Source organism: Mycoplasma sp. 527 (assembly GCF_053851595.1).
Genome location: NZ_JBSQAY010000001.1, coordinates 197,976 through 216,560, shown reverse-complemented (window position 1 = coordinate 216,560; position 18,585 = coordinate 197,976). Strand labels below are relative to the sequence as shown.

Genomic DNA, 18,585 nt, shown 5'->3' with positions numbered 1-18,585 from the left:
AATGATAAGTTTGAATTATTACAATTGGCAAGAGCAGAAGCCGCTGAAGCTAAAAAACGTAGAAAAGATGCAGAAAACAATTTAAGATTAACTAAGGAAAAATGAATAACAAAAAATCAAGAGATTCAAGATGCTAATAATGCATTAAATAGTTCTAATGATATTTTAGCTGCATTGGAACAAAGCCTAAGGGACGCAAAAAAAATTGTGGATGAAAAGCAAAAAGAAGTAGCTAAAAATGAGAAAAGTAAAAGTAATGTTGAAGTGCAAAAGCAAAATTCTTTTATGAATAATAAGAGATTAATGAAGGCGCTTGAAAGTATTAACAATGATATTTCTTTAAAAACTGATGTGTTAAATCAAAAAAGTAACGAATTAAGTGATTTAAATAAAAGACGTGAACTGCTAGCTGCTAATAAAAATGTATCTGTTCAAAAAGCTAACAATAATAATATAGAATTGCAAAAAGTTCAACATGAATTAAATAGTGCTAATCATAAAGTTCAAAGTTTATTTGAAAATGTAGGCCAAAAAACTAAAGAAGTAGAGCGAATAATAAAAAAACTGCAAGATATTGAAAAAGCTATCAATAAAACAAATAATAATAATAATAATTTAACAAATAAAAAACAAAAAGAATATGAAAATGCTAAGCAAAAAAATGACGCTGCTTTACTGAAACTAAATAATGAAAAATATAAACTCAAAGAAGCACAAAAGGAATTAGAAAAAATAGCTATTGAAATTAATCTAAAACAGCAAAAATTAGAGAAAGCAAAAAATAATTTTAATGATATTTATAGTCTTAATCAAGAAATAATTAAAACAATAAATGATGCTGATTTAAGTATTAAAAATATTCTTAGCGAAAGTGATAATATAAAAAAACAAATTCTAAAAAATGAAAAAGAATTAAAATTAGAAGAAGAGAATGTATCTGTTAAAGAAAAAGAACTTCAAAAAATAAAGAAGCAATAAAATAATGCATAAACATTTCATGAATTCACTAAGGGAATGTTAAATGCTATTTAGATTAATAAATTTTTCAGAAGTTAAGAAGTATCGTTTAGCTTAAAAAAATAAATAAACTTTAACTTAAAGCTTGATTTTTTAAAAAAATAAAAAAGGTAGCATAAGTAATCTTGCTTTCCTATGCCCTCCATTTAAGTATAAAAATAAAGAACATAATTTAAATCCTTTTAATAAGGAAGTGTAAGAATTTTTTGTGTAAATTAATTTCTAGCCTACTTTTTATTAAGAGATTTGAGAATGGTAATTACGCAAATTTAAATTTATTATATAAAAATAACCAAACAACAAAATAATTGAAAAAATTTTTGTATCTGATGTTTGGTTATTTTTTTGTTATTTATCATTTGTGTCTACTGAGAAATTGAGTCTGATTAAAGGGATGCCTTAATAAATTGGAAACAACATTATCGCATTTTTTAAGTTAATTTTAATTGTAAAATTCTCATAAATATAATTATTTGACCAATAGGCTAATGATAATGATACCTTTATTTTTGCATATGTTTTTGATAATAGCAAATTCGTAGTAAAGCTAAAATAATATGTTATGGCATACAAAAAAACAAATTCTTGCTATTTTGCTACCAAATTTTGCAAAAAAAAAAAAAAAACTATAATTTTGTTTTGTATATAAAAATTTTATCTAAGGAGATATCATGAAGAAATCTAACAAAATTTTATTAACATTAGCAAGTATTTCAATACCTTTTATAACAGCTGCAACTGTTATTTCTTGCAGTTCAAATAATGATAAAAAACCTAGTGATCCTAAAATAGATGATCAAAAGAAACCAGAAGATTCTAAAAAGAATGAAGAAGGCAAAGAACAAGAAAAGAAACCAGAAGATCCTAAAAAGAATGAAGAAGGCAAAGAACAAGAAAAGAAACCAGAAATTAATGGCAAAACTGAACCTGAAAATAAGGATCCAAAAGATGATGGCAAGAATAATGATTCAAAAAAAGAAAATAATAAAAATAATGAACATTTAGGAAAAACCCTTCCTGACGGCAAAACAGAAGATGAGGATGGCGAGGATACCCTTACATCTCCAGTCCTACCTAAACCAGAGCCAACACCAGAAGAAGATGATTTGATAAATAATCTTGATGAAGAAGAGGTTAAAGAAATTGAAAAAAATGAAGTCCTTGTATTTCAAGGTCTATTTAAAAAGAGTTTTGAAGACCTTCAAAAGCAAGTTTTAGAAGAAGATTTAAAAAAATTAATTACTGATCTTCCAGAACAAATTAAACAAAACATTCCTAAATTTGATGACAAAATTAAATTAGGTGAATTAAAATTAACTCCTGAAAGTAAAGAATCTAAGGAAAAAAATAGTTAATAAGGAATAATAACTATTTTTACAAAAAACTAGATGACTTAAAAGTACCAAAACTTTAAGTTTGCATTCTATTTAAGCTACCAATATCACGATGATAACTATCGGTTTTTTAAAAATAAGGATATGGCTTGTTTTAAGGAAACTTCTAAAGAGAAATTAGAAATATTTAATTCTTTTAACTTTGCAAGGAGTATTTTAAAACAATCAAATTTATATCGGTTTTATTTAAATTTTCCGGCGGTTCTTAAATTTTTATAATAACGAGTTTGTGTTTGTTAAAAAATTTATAAAAATCTAGATACATTTGTGTCTAGATTTTTTGCTCTTAAGGAGATAAAATAAAGAAATTAGGAAGAGAGAAATAGTTAAATATTTACGTTTCAGACCATAAAAAATGTGAAAAATAGATAAAACCATTAGGAATTTCTTTTTAAATTGCAAAGAAAATAACAAGCGTTCTAATTATCGACAAATCATAGAAGACATTTTAGCAAAGCATAATTCAGTAGTAATAAAAAGCGTACTACTAAAGAAAAGCATATTTAAGATGCTATTATGAAAATGAAAGATAGATACTTCAATAACTTCGTTTGATATAATGAGAAAATGGTTTAATAAAAGCAAAAAATAAAACCATAAAATGGTTATTCAATAAAAATTTAAAATTTTAATATCTTAATTTTTACTAAGCATTATTTTAATAAAATCGCTTATTATGAATTTGCTACACTTATGAAATACGAAATAATTAATTGGTACGCTTTTTGCTTGTATGAGGGCAACGCGTGATTAATTATTATTTGGTACAAACTAGGTGAATTATCAATGAAGTTATTGGGCAATGATAGATTGTGGCAAAATACAAATTTGAATAGTTACATTCAATTGCCCATTCAGTTTTTTGTGGCACAGTTTAAATTTTTAAAAACTTTTGATTTTATAAGGATATATAACAGCTGAAATGTTTTTTGTTATTTTCAAAATTAAATTTAGATGTAATAGATAAAAAAATAAAATATTATTGTAATTTAACTCGATAGTATAAGTAAAAATCTCGTATTAGTATTTTTATTTTGTCTATATCAACTTATTATAATATAATAAATACATGCTAGATTTTATACAAAAAAGAATACAAAAATCAATTGATAAAATTAATAAAAAATTGTCAATTAATGAAGAAGATATTTTAGAAATTTTAAGAGAAGTTAAGTTAGCTTTATTAGAAGCTGATGTTAATTTAGAAGTTGTTAAATCATTTATAAAACAAGTAAAAGAGAAGGCATTAAATAGCCAAATTATAGGTAAATTAAATCAGCAGCAAACTGTCTTAAAGATTTTTAAGGATGAATTAACCAAAATATTAGGTAGCAATTCTATTGAAATTAAACCAAAGGCAATACCAACAAAAATTATGATGGTAGGACTACAAGGTTCAGGTAAAACTACAACATCCGCTAAATTATCATTTTATCTTCGAAAAAAAGGGATATTCAAAAAACCACTATTAGTTGGTGATGATATATATCGCCCCGCTGCTAGAGACCAACTAGAACAGCTTGCAAAGCAAACTCAAACCGACTTTTTTACAAAGAAAGAAAATGATGCCTTATTAATTGCAAAGCAAGCAATTGAAGCAGCTGAACAATATAAAAATGACCTAGTTATTGTTGATACTGCAGGACGTTTAGCAATTGATGAAGAGTTAATGAATGAATTAGAACAAATTAAAAAAAAAATTAAACCAGATTACATATTTTTAGTTATTGATTCAATGAGCGGTCAAGATGTTATTAATACAGCGAAGGCTTTTCATGAAAAATTAAATTTAAATGGAACCATAATAACTAAATTAGATTCAGATGCAAGAGGTGGTGCAGCACTATCAATAACGCATCTTCTTCAAATTCCTATTGCCTTTATTGGGATTAGCGAAAAGATAGCTGGCCTAGAATTATTTTATCCAGATAGAATGGCAGATAGAATTTTGGGAATGGGTGATGTTCTTTCGCTTATTGAGAAAGCATCAGAAGAAGTTGATGAAAAAATGATGAAAAAAATAGGTTATAAAATGATCAGCGGAAAGTTTGATCTTAATGATCTAATGAATTCTCTTGCGCAAATTAAAAAACTTGGTAAGATGAAGGCAATTCTTAAATTAATTCCCGGAATGGCTGATAGAGTAAGCGATGAAAAAATAGAAGAAGCTGAAAACAAGTTTAAAATTTATACATATCTAATTAATTCAATGACTGAACAAGAAAAAAAGATGCCTAAATTATTAAAGAATTCGTCTCGAAAAGAAAGAATTCTTAAAGGCTCGGGTAGAAGTGCTCGTGAGTATAACATGTTATTAAATGATTTTGAGAGAATGTCTAAACAAATGAAGGAATTGGGTAATAATCCACAGATCAAAAATGGTATTTTAGGATAAAAAAGATGGGCATATTAAAACATGGACAAAAAATCCAGATAAAATGTGCTCAGATTTTTTTGTATATGTTTATAAATGCATAAATTATTAGTAAACAATTTAGTTACGAATGCTTAACCTACTGCATTGGCAAAATTTAAAAAACTAAAAATAAAATGTAAAAGCCGGTTAGGCTTTTAATCCTGCCAAAAACGATGGCAAAATATTATCTTGTTTAAAAGATTTTAATATTAAGAAGTGCTTTACAACAGATGTTAATTTGGCTACTGTTAGTTCTTATTTAGTTAAGATTTTTTTTAAAAGAAACAGTTGATATGTTACTAAATTAATTGATGAATGGAGCAATTAAATAAAAAAATAACAAAAGAGAAGAAGAAAGAAAAAAACTTTATAGTGCAATTTGAAGAGTTGCTGAAGATTTAAGAGGAAGCGTTGATGCTTAAGACTTCAAGCAATACATTTTAGTTACATTGTTTTATAGATACACATCTGAGAACATTACCAAATATTTTAATGATGCAGAAAATGCTGCTAATCCGGATTATTTATTTAATTATGCTGATATTTCTGATGATCAAATTGATGATGAAATTAAAGAACAATTAATTGATGAAAAAGGTTTCTTTATCAAACCTTTTTCATCTTTTTATAAATATCTTAAGAAGCAGCAAAGATAATGAAAATCTTAATGAAATATTAACTACAGTTTTTGATGAAATAAAAGCTTCGACAATTGGTCATGACCCCGAGGAAGACTTTAAAGATTTACTTAAAATTATCTATGTTTCCTCATACCCCTTATCTTATATTTTATTTTTATTAACAATTTTCTTTATTATAAATAGATTTCTTAATAGTTTAATTGAGCTTACTAAGAAGATGTTTAAAGAAAATAAATTAGACAGTTTAAAAGTTTTTTTGCTATTAGTTTTTGAGTGTAGAATAAGTTTATATAAGGAAAGATTTCTAATATTATCAAGAAATTTCAAGAACACATTGTTTAAATATTTAGGACTATTTTTACATATATTTAAAATATTGTTAATTGCATTTTTTAACACTTTGTAATCTTTTGCATCAAGCTCTACGCGAAGTGAGCTTTTAATTGCATCAATAAAAAAGTTAGCAGTATGGTCTATATTCTCTTCATTTGTAATTTCTACTAACATTTTGTCGAATATAAACAATAAATTATATTTATTTTTTATAATAAAATGTTTTCATAATTCATCAAAATTTCTTAATTTAACATAAACATCAGAATAATTAATAAGAGATTCAACGAAAAAATCAGTAAATTCTGAAAACGAATTTAGGCTAGATAAATATTCTTTTACCTTATTAAATTTTTGATTATTTTTGATGTTAAATAAATATGTTAAAAAGCTAGTATTTAAGGAATCTTTTATTAAGGAATGGATTATATCTTTGAATTCCTTTTTTGAATCATTTATTAAACCGGAATTAAAAAGATATTTTAAAACATCATAAACCATATTTTGTTCATTTTTGAAAAAGTTGTTTAATTCTTGTTTTATTAGTTTGTAGTTAATAATTTTTTTTGATAATGCCTTTTTTTGCAAAATACATTCAATAATATAAACTATGTCATCAACCTTATGATCCTTTAAGAGTATTAGAATAGCTTCTTTTGATCTTCGTTCATTTGTTAAAAAATTAAGAATTTTAGCAATGCTTTCATATTGTTCTGGAGCATAAATAAATTTCTGACTAATAATTTTTTTGATCATTTCGCTTATTGGCAACTTGCTATATCTTATGAATATTGAACAAAAATCAGTTATACGATTTCTATTATGTAAAAGATTGTTAAAATATCTTTGTGATTTATTTTGTCTGAAGAGAATTTCATTTTTATTTTTTCCATAAATCATTTTAAATAAACTTAAATTTTCACTACATTGTGATATTGGATTATATGAATAGATGTTGTCTTCTCAATATTTGGTGTCGGAAATATATTCATTAGTAAAACTATGATTATTAAGATCATTTTTAAGCATTTTGAAATTTAGAAAAAGCTTAACATAAATATCCATTGCTATTTTTTTATAGCCACGTTCAGTTGGATAAATTGAAAAAATATTTTCAAATAAATATTTTTTATTTTCTTCCCAATATTTTGTGTCGTTTATATTAATAAAATCAATTCGGCATTTTTTAGCAGATTCCGCAATTGTTTTATTTAGATTAATTTGTAGGTAATCAAAAATTTCAAATTGGTCGCTTAATTGAGTGTTTAAAAAAGATGAAATAGTATTTCTTAAATTCAATAATAATGGTGAGTAGCTAGTGATTATTATTTTTGCTTTGTTATTAATTTTTCTGATGGTGGAAATTAGACTTATTATTTTATTTTCGATAACAATGCTTAAATTTTCAATATCTTTTTTGATTGCGGAAATTTGTCTATCTCTAGCTTCACCATTTAATTTAGTCAAAAGAAATATTTTTTGAAATGGTAAATTGGAAAAAAAATCATTAAAGCCAATAGTTAAAGTAATTAAATTGGCTTCCGCAATTTTTTCATTGATATATTGGAAATCATTATTTCTAATATTTCAATCCTTCAAAAATGGTGAAAAAAAGTTATTAAATGGATTATTTGAGGATCAATCTATTGACTGAATTAAGTCTAATTTGCTCCCCATTTTTTTAAGGACCTTTTTATTGTTGCTATAAAATGCTTCCAAAAATTCACATGAGGCATTGCATATAGCAAAATTGTAAAAACTTTCAACTTGTAAATTAGACGTATCATTTAGAAAATTTGCTAACATCGATGGGAAGCATAAACCTTTGATTTCACCATTTTTATCCATATAACCATTAGTCGGAAAACCAATCTTTGAATTATAACCTGCTGAAAATGCGTCGCCTAGGGCAACATATTTTATGATAATGGGTTTTTTTGTATTCTCATCCATTCTATTTTCCGCCTTCATATGCATCAAAAATAACATTATTTAAATTTTTGAAATGATTAATTAACATATTGATGCCTTTTTTAATGTCATAAACACCGTTTTTTAGCAATAAATTGTTTTGCATTGCATATTTGGAAATATTTGCAAAAATATCCTCTAAATCAAAAGTAGGATTTAAATTAATTTCTTTTAGTTTCTCAGGATAATATTTAGACATTAATTGATAAAGAGAAACAATTAATTCGTTTTGATCAATGGCCTCTTGTCTAATTGATCCAACAATGGCTAATTTTGCTCCAATTTCATTATTTTCGATTTTAGGCATCAATAAACCAGGAGTATCTAACAAAAGATAATTTTTGCAATTAATTCATTGTTCCGATCTCGTAATACCAGGTATCGACCCGACCTTAGTTGCTCTCGATTTTGACATCATATTAATAAATGTTGATTTACCGACATTTGGCACACCTAAAACAACACATTTAAGGCTTGGAGTAAGTTTTTGCTTTTGATCATTTTTGGCCTTAAATTTTAGGAACTCTTTATTTAGAGCAATATTAATTTTTGCATATGTATTTTGTGCTTTTAGGTTGGTAACAACTACTTGACCACGTTTTTTATAATCTTCAAGAAAAGGTTTGAGTTTTTCGAGATTAGTTTTATCTGCCTTATTAAAAACAAATAAAACTGGTTTGTTATTAATTATTTTGAAAATTTCATCATTAAAAGAACTTCGAGGTAATCTAGCATCCATTACAATAATAAATAAATCAAATAATTTTTGTTTTTCTTGCAATAGTCTAAATTGTTTGGCCATATGGCCAGGAAATCAATGGATCATATTATTTCCTTTCTATTCTTTTTTTAATATAAAATCCTTGCCTTTTTGGACTTCATAAATTGATAGATCATTAAAGTTTGTTTGTCGTAAAATTTCATATAAAACAATAGCTACTGAATTAGCTAAATTTAAACTGCGACAATTAGGATTCATAGGAATTCTTAAACAATTATCGATGTTAGTTTGCATAATTGTCTTTGGTATCCCTGTACTCTCTGTGCCAAACATAACTCATATTTCACCTTCTTTCTGTGCCAGTTCATCATATTTAATATCGATATAATTTTTTAAACCATAACGTGTTATGTAAAAAATATTTTTGCTAGGATATTTTTTAATAAAATCATCATATGATTGATGAACCTCATGTTGAATTTCGCTAAGAAAGTGCCCGGCTGCTTTTCTTTTTAATCAATGAGGGTGTAAGTCAAAAGCTATTGGTTTTATAATATGAAGCTTGGCTTTAGCAGCGAAACATGTACGGATTATGTTTGCTGTATTAGCGTTTATTTCAGGTTGATATAGAATAATATTAATCATAGTAAAAATTTTACTATATATAGCAAAAATTAGCAAATATAAAACTCACTAAACAAATATTTAATCCAATCTTTATGATATGTTGGTAAATAAAAAAAGTTTGGTTTAGAAATAAACAAACTTTTTATAAATCTATAAATATAAACTACGATATTAAAAAACTATTTAAATAATTTTTTATATTGACCATATCCTTTTTCATCAAGTTCTTCATAAGGGATAAAACTAAGAGATGCGGAATTAATGCAATATCTTAATCCGCCTTTATCTCTTGGGCCATCACTGAAGACATGACCTAGATGTGAATCGGCGTTTTTAGATTTTACTTCTGTTCTAATCATTCCATGCGAAGTATCTGTCAATTCGACCAATAGACTATTATCTATCGGCTTAGAAAATGCTGGTCAACCGCAACCAGAATTAAATTTATCATCTGATATAAATAATGCTGTACCATCAACAATATCAACATAGATGCCTTTTTCATAATGGTTATTATATTTATTCATATAAGGTCTCTCAGTAAATGCTTTTTGCGTTACATTATACTCAAGTTCACTTAGTTGTGCTAAACGTTTTTCTTTTTCTTGGGGATTCATAAACCCTCCTTATATTTTATAATTTTATATTGAGTAAGTATATAAAGATTTTATATGATTTTATGCATAATTTAAATTATTTTAGAATTTGTGAATTAGGAATTTTCTAACTTAATAAGAGTTTGATGAACCTAATATTAAATATGCTCATATTAATATTTTAAAAAAACACCACAAATACATAGATCTGTGGTGTTTTAACACTATTTTTTACTTAAAAAGTAACATAGAAAAAATTTATTTTCTAATATTTAGTGATTTAATGGTTGATTGGTATAATGTATAATCTTCGTTTTTTAAGTGATTTAGCAATGCTTTACGGTGATTAACTTTTCTCATAAATCCACGCATTGAGTGCAAATCTTTTTTATTAATAGCAAAGTGTTTTTTTAATGATTCAATATCTTCAGTTAATATTGCTATTTGTACAGGCAAGTAACCTGTGTCTTTTTCATTTCTTCCAAATTGCTTTACCAATTCGCTTTTTCTAATTTTAGAAACCATCTTTTTCCTTTCATAACCTAGCAATAATCTTAATTACTACCAAGGAATAAATAACGAATACCTCAATATAGGGCATTCGCTTTTATTATATCATAAAAAAATAAAAACACGACTAGCGTGTTATGGTCAATTTCTTGAAATGGTGCGAACAAATGGACTTGAACCATCGACCTCACGATTATCAGTCGTGTGCTCTAACCAACTGAGCTATGCTCGCATAAAAACATGGGATAAACCCATATAAGTATATCACAAAAAAATTAACGTTTTGAAAATTGTCTTGCTCTTCTTGCTTTTCTCAATCCAAATTTCTTACGTTCCTTAACACGAGCGTCTCTTGTTAAGAATCCAGCATCTTTTAATTTGTTACGATATTCATTATTTGATGCTTCTAATAATGCTCTTGCAATACCTAATCTAATGGCTCCTGCTTGACCGGTTAAACCACCACCATTTACATTTGCAAAAACATCAAATTGATTTGTTGTTTCGGTAACACCAAATGGACTTAAGGCATCCATTAATAAAATTTCTGAATTTAAATATTGTTTCGCTTCTTTTCCATTAATTACAAAATTGCCTTTTCCAGGAATTAAGTAAACTCTAGCAATGGAAGATTTACGACGTCCTAGGCCATAGTATCTAATTTTATCTGCCATTATTTAACCTCTATTTGTGTTGGTTGTTGTGATACTTGCTTATGTTCTGCATTTGCATAAACATAAAGATTTTTAAATTGTTTGCGGCCTAATTTTGTATGAGGCAACATACCTCTAACTGCTTTTTCAACTAGAGCAATTGGTTTTTTAGCTCTTAAATCTGCAGCAGTAATTTGTTTTAAACCACCAGGATATCCAGTGTGGTGATAGTAAATTTTCTTTTCATCTTTTTTAGCTGTTAAAAGAACATCTTTTGCATTAATAACAACTACATTGTCGCCCATGTCAACATTTGGAGTAAATGTTGGTTTATTTTTTCCACGAAGGATTGAAGCAACAAGAGTTGAAAGTCTACCTAAAGGTACGTTGGCTGCATCGATGATGTATCATTTTTTATCAACTATTTCTTTTCTAATAATTGTTGTTTGACGCATACTTTCTCTTTCATGTTTTAAATATATTTAAAAATTAATGATCATTATTTATATACATAACTTAATATAAATAAATTTCACTAAACTATTATAGCAAAAAAAATTTCATTAGTTCATTTTTGCAATCATATATATTAATGCTGTTTCTGCTCGTAAAATTGTCTTGGTTAATGAAACGATTTCGACATTTTCTTTTTTTGCCAATTCTATTTCATTTAACGAAAATCCACCTTCTGGCCCGACAATTAGAAGAGTATCTCCTTTTCGTTTGGTTATCTTTTTATCTTTTTCATTTTCATAAGCTAAAATTTTGTTTTTAACATCTAGTTTAATAATCTCATTATAGGTCATAACTCTTTCAAATATTGGCATTGTATTTCGAAAAGATTGTTGTGATGCTTCAAGGATTATTTTTTTAAATCTCTTTATTTTGCTTTCTATTTGCATATTAGTTTTATCTGTGTATTCTGAAATAAAAGGAATAATTTTTGTTACTCCTAATTCAACGCTTTTTTGTAAAGCAATCTCAAAATTATTTTGTTTTATAAGTGGGATTGCTACTATTAGATCATCTTCTAATTCATTATCTATATTTAACTTTTTCTTAATTATGGCCTTATTAGGAAACTCAAAATAACATAAGTAAAACTCATTATTAAAGTTTATTAAAAAATCTTGATTTTTAATCCGGATTACTTTTAAATGTTTTTGTGTATCTTCATCTAAAGAGAAATAATTTTCACTTTTAGAACTGCTAAAAAATTTATACATAATTATTAAATTATAAAATTTTTTATAAATATCTAATGCTTAATCCTTAAATCATAAATAAAAGTTTTAGAGATAGAAAGATAATAAGTTTTATTTTTTTAATAAACACTTAATAAACAATAATAATATAAGCACTTTTTTTTCTAAAAAAACATGTAATTAAATAATTAATCCAATTGCGGCCTTTTATATGATCCAAATTATAAATGCAACATTAAAAATAAAAAAATATAACGGAAATTCGGAATATTTAACATAAATTAAATAACTGTATTTATATTTTTATTGTTATTTTTGTAAAAAAAATGAAAAAATCTAACTTTTTTATATTAAACTAATAGCAAATAAAAAACAATAAAGGAGAATATATGATTAAAAATAAATTCCTAAAAGCATCACTATTTTTGTTGCCGATATTGCCCACTGCAACATTAGTTGCATGTGCACCAACAAATAACAGCGAACATACAGTTCCAGACGCTGGGCCCAAAATTAATGAAAATAAAAAAACAAATCAAACATTAGATTTTACTAATTTTGGTGTTAAAAAATTTAATGGTCAAGTAAAAACCAGAACATTATTATTTGCGGCAGCAACAAGTGAAAATTTTCTAGATAAGGATGGTGTATTTTCATTCAGATTACACCACCGGCCAGTGGAAGGTGTTAAAGGCGAATGATTAGCCTTTGCCACAGAAGTTAAAGGAAGAAATGATAATACACTAGTAGATCCTTTAAATATAAAAATTGCATCGACGCAAGCCGATGAAGGAGCTGGTGTTGAATATCCTTTAAGATTTAAATTTGATAAGCCAGAAAACAAGTTAGGTACAGGAAAGTATTACACATTTGTTTTTTGAAAAAAAGATGGAACTGAAAGAATTGTTTTCAATCAAACACATATTGATAATAACAACGACATTTTTCCATCATTTCTACCAAACTAATAAATTAAGAAAAAAATTATAAAGAGCAATCAACATTATGGATTAGGATTACTTAAAAAATAGAAATATTTTTTTGTTCTTACTTGCGCCATTATGTTGTGCTCATTTTATTATTGTTACTTTTGATAAAAAACTTAAAATAAAAAGTCAAATGTTTTACATTTATGGATAAAAAATATGCCCATTTGCACACGGTGGCTAAGCAAAAAATCCCTTTATATCTTTTATTGCTTTTTATTGCTTGCGGGGTCTTTTTTTGATTTTTTGATTATTATGTTACGATGCTGGAAATTAAATTAATAATAATTTTGTAATATTTACATATTTTTTTATAAAAAACATTGTCTATATGTTTTTGCTTTTATACAAATTTTATTTAGGAATCAAAGCATTTTATAAATTTGGTATAACAAGTTTTATAAGCATTTTAGGAAATATTTTTTTAAAAAAATCAGTCTACAATAAAAGAGAAGTTAATAATATTGTCATTTATAAAAATATAAGTTATATCAATAGCAAAATATTGGAATGAATAAAAGAAGAAATAAGCAAATCCAAAAAATAGCTGTGTCCAAAATTTAAATGCCAACTTAACTTAATTTATTATGTTTTATGATACAATTTTTATATTAATTTTATATAAATATATAAAAAATGTAATGAGGTTACAATGCCAAATAATACTAAAAAAAATATTCATGATGTTATCGCTCATTTAAAAAATATGGGTTTTGTTTATCAAAATTCAGAAATATACGGTGGTGTTGTGAATACATGAGATTATGGTCCATTAGCAACTGCTATGATGACTCAAATAAAAAATATATGAATTAATGAATTTATAAGAAAAGAAAAAAATTATCAAATTGATTCTAAAATTATTATGAATAAGAATGTTTGGAAAGCTAGTGGTCATATTGATAATTTTTCTGATTTTCTAATTGAAAATAAAGTTAATAATAAAAGATACCGTGCTGACCATATTATTAAAGATCTATTTCCTGAAATTAATGTCGAAAAATGTACATTTGATGAATTAGAGAAAATCATTAAAAAAAATGTTAAAAAATATGATGGCGTAAGTGCAGAATGAGGAGAAATTAGACCATTTAATTTGATGTTTAAGACGCAAATGGGAGCAATTGATAACAGTTCTTCTGAAACCTTTTTAAGACCTGAAACCGCACAAGGTATATTTGTGAATTTTAAGAACTTGACTAGAACATCAAGAGCTAAATTGCCTTTTGGAATTGGCCAAATAGGTAAAAGTTTTCGCAATGAAATAACCCCCCGTGACTTTATTTTTAGAACAAGAGAATTTGAGCAAATGGAATTAGAATTTTTTTGCGAAGAAAAAGATAGCAATAATTTTTATCAGTATTGAATTGAAAAATGTAAAAAGCTCGTTTTATTATTAGGCCTTAAGGAAGAAAATATACGTATAAGACCACATGAAGCAGAAGAATTAAGTCACTATTCAAAAGGAACAAGCGATATTGAATACTTATTTCCTTTTGGATGAGGCGAGTTATTAGGAATTGCTAATCGCGGCAATTATGATTTAAGTCAACATATGAAATTTTCTGGTGAATCTCTTGAATACTTAAAAGACGATGGGACCAAAATAATTCCGTATGTTATTGAACCTTCAATTGGATTAGATAGATTGCTTTTTGCATTGATTATTGATGCTTATACAGTCGAAAAAAATGATGATAAAGAAGAAAGAGTGATTTTAAAATTAAGTAAAAAAATTTCACCCTATCAAGTTGCTATATTACCTTTAATGAAAAAGCAGTCATTGGAAGCCATGGAAATTTATAACAATTTATTGGAAAATACTAATATTAGAATAGCATATGATGAAGCTGGCTCTATTGGTAGAAGATACCGTCGACAAGACGCAATTGGAACACCATTTTGTATAACTGTTGATTTTGATACAACCAAAAATAATACTGTAACTATTAGAAATAGAGACACAATGAAGCAAGATGTAATACCAATTAGTGAAATTGCAAGTTATTTATTAGAAAACAGATAATAAAAGGAATTAATTTTGCAGGAAAGTGTTTGAGAATATGTAATTTCTAAAAGTGATATTGTTAATATTATTGGGCAATATCTGACTTTAATGAAGCAAGGGAAGAATTATAAGGCTTGTTGTCCTTTTCATGGCGAAAAAACGCCATCTTTTGTTGTTAGCCCAGAGCAAGGAATATTTAAATGTTTTGGATGCGGAAAAGGCGGAGATGTAATTAAATTTATTCAATATAAGGAAAATTTAACATCCTTTGAGGCACTAAAATTTTTAGTCAATAAACAAAACCTAGATATTTCCAAATTCGGCAATTTTATGAATAATTCCGCTATCACAACTGAACATTCTAAAATTCTTGAAGTCAATAAGGTAGCACTTAATTTTTTTAGATATCAAATTACTTTTGAAAAAAGCGCCGAATTAATAAAGTATCTGCACAAAAGAAACCTAAATGATAATTTAATTAAAGAATTTCAAATTGGTTTTTCATCAAAAAACAAGTCAATTTATGAAACTCTTATCGAACATAAATTTGATTCGTTTGAAATATCCAATTCATCATTATTATCTTCTATTGAAAATAAGAATTTTTTTAATGATCGTCTAATGTTTCCAATATGCGATGAATTAGGCAATATTATTGCTTTTTCAGGTAGAGACATTACTGAATTACAAAACCCTAAATATTTAAATAGTTCTGAGACCATTGTTTTTCGAAAAAATGAAGTAATTTTTAATTATTTTCATGCAAAAGATGAAATAAATAATAAAAGAGAAGTTTACTTAGTAGAGGGGCAATTTGATTGCATAGCCATGTTTAAAGCTGGATTCAAAAATGCCGTAGCAATTATGGGTACTTCATTATCACCAGCCCATCTAAAACTATTAAATAATAAAACTATTACATTATTTTTTGATAATGACAGTGCAGGGCAAAATGCAACACTAAAGAATTTAAGGATGATATTGTACTATTCAAAAAAATACAATTTAAATGCTAAATTTGTTATAAATACATTAAATAAAGATGCAGATGAACTTTATAATCTAGATAATGGATTAACTTTAAAAAAAATGTGTGAAAACAAGGTTGATATTGTCGAATATTTATTAATACTGGCCAAGCAAAATATTTTAAACAATAAACAATCATTTGAGAGAAATGAAATATTTAAACAGATATTTGAATATGTTTATTATATTGATAATTCATTAGTTTTAATGCTCAAAGAAAGATTTATTAGTGAAAAAATTTTAACTGCCGATTTATTTGAAAACTACTATAAAAATTCTAATCCTCTTTTCTTATCAGATCCATTATTTAAAAATAAAATTAATGAAAAAAAACATAGCACAAATCACCTAAGTATTTATACAAATGAAAATTATGATAATAACTTTTTTATCAAAAATGATATTGCAAGCCTACAACCAGAAGTTTCGAAGCAAGCAAATTCGCCAAGCATTAATAAAAAAAATAAAAAATTCATTAATGCTAGAACAATATTAAAACAAGAAATAAGTAGGCATTATATGCTATTAAAGGAAATTTTGTTGCTAGTATTAAATCAACCTTTTATTGCCAAACAATGAAAAAATGATGGATTTCACGATCTTAATTTAGATGATGATTCACAAAAGATATTAAGAAAATTAATTAGTTATATTATCAGAAAGAACAAGGAAGGTTTAGAACTAAGTCAATCCAATCTTGTTTCGGTAATTGAATCCGACCTTAATAAAGCAAAAATATCAAATAACATTGATTTAATAAATGAATATAAATCATATCTAGAACAGGCAATTCAGATAAAAAATTTAACTCTCACAAGTGATGATTTGAAAAAAGATATCAAAAATCTATATGATCGTGTAGATGAATTTGTTGAGAATCGAAAGAAACCAAAAAAGCAGATTTTAATGTATACCAAAGGAGCACAGGATGACAAGTAATAATTTAGAAAAATCAATAGATTATGTTATTTCAGTAATTGAAAATGAGGTAGTTAAAAGGAAAAATAAAGATAAAAAATTTAAAATCCTATCTCAAGAGGAAGTTTTTGATATTCTTTATAAGAAAAAACTTTATGTTGATGATGAAGAAGCAGATTTATTATTGCTTAAATTGTTTGAAAAAAATCTTATTTCTAATAGTGTTGATGAAGGCGATAACGATGATGTTGAAAATTTTGTTCAAGACGCAGAATTTAACGAAAGCATGTTAAAAGATATTGATGATGAGGATGCTGAAAACGAAGATATTGACTATGACTTTGAATATGATGATAGCACCTTGGTACCAAATGATAGCATCAATTCTGCTGTAGAAGAAGATCAAACCTTTAGTGAAGATGATGAATATATTTCAAGCAAAATTAGTGAAACGTATGATGAAGAAGATGAAGAATATGACTATGATCTTAATGAATATGATGATTATAGTGAAGTTAATTGAAAAAGCAGAAGATCTAATGATGAATTTGATGCATCAAAACTATTAAAAAACTATGATAGTGAAGAAATAAAAATTGGTTCAGCTAGAAAAAATTCTGAGAATAGTAATTTGTCAAACAGATTAACTGAAACAAATGATATTGTTAAGTGATATATGAGATGAATAGGCAAGTATGGTAAGCTTTTAACACCAAAGGAAGAATTAGAAACAGCTGAAAAAATGGCTAAGGCTAGAGAGAATGGTGACAAATGAGCATATAAAAAAGCACGCGATTTGTTAATTAAAAGAAATTTAAGACTAGTTATCAATAATGCTAAAAAATATAAGAATAGAGGTTTAAGCTTTATTGATTTAATTTCAGAGGGTAATTCTGGAATCATGAAAGCAGCTGATAAATATTTACATACTAAGGGATATAAATTTTCTACATATGCTACTTGATGAATTAGACAAGCAATTACTAGAGCCGTTGCTGACCAAGCGAGAACTGTAAGGGTCCCTGTGCATATGGTTGAAACAATCAATAAAGTCTTGAAGATTGAGAGAGAATTACAACAAGAACAAGGTTATCCTCCTACAGATGAAGAAATTGCCAAGAAGTTTGGTGAACCCGAATTCACTGCTGATAAGGTAAGATATATAAGAAAAATAAACATTGACCCTATTTCACTTGATAAAAATATTGGAAAGGAAGAAAATTCAAGCTTTTCAGACTTTGTTAAGGATGAAAGTGTAATTAGTCCAACTAATTTTACAAGTCAAGAAGAATTGAGTGTCATTTTGAATGAAATGATTAATTCGTTAACAGATGAATCTGATCGATTATTAATAAGAAAAAGATATGGAATTTCTGACCCAAACGGAGAATCATATCGTCCTCATTCCTTAGATGAACTTGCTAAAGAACTAGGGGTAAGTAAAGAAAAAGTTCGTCAAATTGAAACGAAGGTTTTGCGTAAATTAAGACATCCGCAAAAACGTAAGCAATTAAAAGAGTTCTATGCTAATGAAAGTTATAATTTAGATTAAATCGAGGT

General features: G+C 26.2%; 16 protein-coding genes and 1 tRNA gene. 8 read left to right on the top strand and 9 right to left on the bottom strand.

Features of this window, described 5'->3' with window-relative positions; genetic code table 4:
• Nucleotides 1-24 precede the first annotated feature (24 nt).
• From ACWXVQ_RS00970 to ACWXVQ_RS00955, 4 genes are all read left to right on the top strand, one after another.
• The gene (locus ACWXVQ_RS00970) at nt 25-978 is read left to right on the top strand and encodes a hypothetical protein (RefSeq protein WP_456013243.1); all 954 of its coding nucleotides are present in this window, start codon (nt 25-27) and stop codon (nt 976-978) included.
• A gap of 710 nt (nt 979-1,688) precedes the next feature.
• Entirely contained in the window at nt 1,689-2,372 is a 684-nt protein-coding gene (locus ACWXVQ_RS00965; RefSeq protein WP_456013241.1) for a hypothetical protein, read from the top strand.
• 1,108 nt (nt 2,373-3,480) lie between these two features.
• Nucleotides 3,481-4,806, top strand: a complete 1,326-nt coding sequence (ffh, locus tag ACWXVQ_RS00960; protein WP_456013240.1) for a signal recognition particle protein — start codon at nt 3,481-3,483, stop codon at nt 4,804-4,806.
• A 470-nt stretch (nt 4,807-5,276) separates the two neighbouring features.
• Entirely contained in the window at nt 5,277-5,483 is a 207-nt protein-coding gene (locus ACWXVQ_RS00955; RefSeq protein WP_456013239.1) for a hypothetical protein, read from the top strand.
• 126 nt (nt 5,484-5,609) lie between these two features.
• Here the strand turns inward: ACWXVQ_RS00955 and ACWXVQ_RS00950 are convergent, their stop codons facing one another.
• From ACWXVQ_RS00950 to ACWXVQ_RS00910, 9 genes are all read right to left on the bottom strand, one after another.
• The gene (locus tag ACWXVQ_RS00950; protein WP_456013237.1) at nt 5,610-7,754 is read right to left on the bottom strand and encodes an SGNH/GDSL hydrolase family protein; all 2,145 of its coding nucleotides are present in this window, start codon (nt 7,752-7,754) and stop codon (nt 5,610-5,612) included.
• A 1-nt stretch (nt 7,755) separates the two neighbouring features.
• A complete protein-coding gene (gene ylqF, locus ACWXVQ_RS00945) occupies nt 7,756-8,598 on the bottom strand; it encodes a ribosome biogenesis GTPase YlqF (RefSeq protein WP_444705141.1) in 843 nt (280 codons plus the stop codon).
• A gap of 12 nt (nt 8,599-8,610) precedes the next feature.
• Complete coding sequence (locus tag ACWXVQ_RS00940; RefSeq protein WP_455994072.1) at nt 8,611-9,138, bottom strand: tRNA (cytidine(34)-2'-O)-methyltransferase; 528 nt, start codon at nt 9,136-9,138, stop codon at nt 8,611-8,613.
• Between the two features lie 161 nt (nt 9,139-9,299).
• Nucleotides 9,300-9,737, bottom strand: a complete 438-nt coding sequence (gene msrB, locus ACWXVQ_RS00935) for a peptide-methionine (R)-S-oxide reductase MsrB (protein WP_438340850.1) — start codon at nt 9,735-9,737, stop codon at nt 9,300-9,302.
• A 237-nt stretch (nt 9,738-9,974) separates the two neighbouring features.
• Nucleotides 9,975-10,241: a 30S ribosomal protein S15 gene (gene rpsO / locus ACWXVQ_RS00930; RefSeq protein ID WP_438340849.1), complete on the bottom strand. Its 267-nt coding sequence runs from the start codon at nt 10,239-10,241 to the stop codon at nt 9,975-9,977.
• A gap of 140 nt (nt 10,242-10,381) precedes the next feature.
• Nucleotides 10,382-10,458: transfer RNA gene (locus ACWXVQ_RS00925), tRNA-Ile, on the bottom strand.
• A gap of 43 nt (nt 10,459-10,501) precedes the next feature.
• Nucleotides 10,502-10,900 carry a 30S ribosomal protein S9 gene (rpsI, locus tag ACWXVQ_RS00920; RefSeq protein ID WP_438340848.1) on the bottom strand — a complete coding sequence of 133 codons (399 nt, stop codon included), beginning with the start codon at nt 10,898-10,900 and terminating at the stop codon, nt 10,502-10,504.
• Nucleotides 10,900-11,334, bottom strand: coding sequence for a 50S ribosomal protein L13 (rplM, locus tag ACWXVQ_RS00915; RefSeq protein WP_438340847.1), 435 nt, complete (start codon nt 11,332-11,334; stop codon nt 10,900-10,902). Before rplM ends, rpsI begins: the two co-directional genes overlap by 1 nt.
• Nucleotides 11,335-11,442: 108 nt before the next feature.
• A complete protein-coding gene (locus tag ACWXVQ_RS00910) occupies nt 11,443-12,105 on the bottom strand; it encodes a 16S rRNA (uracil(1498)-N(3))-methyltransferase (protein WP_444705140.1) in 663 nt (220 codons plus the stop codon).
• Nucleotides 12,106-12,473: 368 nt separating this feature from the next.
• On the opposite strand from ACWXVQ_RS00910, the gene ACWXVQ_RS00905 reads away from it, so the two are divergent.
• The 4 genes from ACWXVQ_RS00905 (at nt 12,474) to ACWXVQ_RS00890 (ending at nt 18,577) form a co-directional block, all read left to right on the top strand.
• Nucleotides 12,474-13,052 carry a hypothetical protein gene (locus tag ACWXVQ_RS00905; protein ID WP_438340845.1) on the top strand — a complete coding sequence of 193 codons (579 nt, stop codon included), beginning with the start codon at nt 12,474-12,476 and terminating at the stop codon, nt 13,050-13,052.
• A gap of 670 nt (nt 13,053-13,722) precedes the next feature.
• A complete protein-coding gene (locus tag ACWXVQ_RS00900; protein WP_456013235.1) occupies nt 13,723-15,096 on the top strand; it encodes a glycine--tRNA ligase in 1,374 nt (457 codons plus the stop codon).
• 15 nt (nt 15,097-15,111) lie between these two features.
• On the top strand, nt 15,112-17,046 hold the full coding sequence (gene dnaG / locus ACWXVQ_RS00895) for a DNA primase (protein ID WP_456013233.1): 1,935 nt from the start codon (nt 15,112-15,114) through the stop codon (nt 17,044-17,046).
• On the top strand, nt 17,036-18,577 hold the full coding sequence (locus tag ACWXVQ_RS00890) for an RNA polymerase sigma factor (protein ID WP_456013231.1): 1,542 nt from the start codon (nt 17,036-17,038) through the stop codon (nt 18,575-18,577). Before dnaG ends, ACWXVQ_RS00890 begins: the two co-directional genes overlap by 11 nt.
• Nucleotides 18,578-18,585 lie beyond the last annotated feature (8 nt).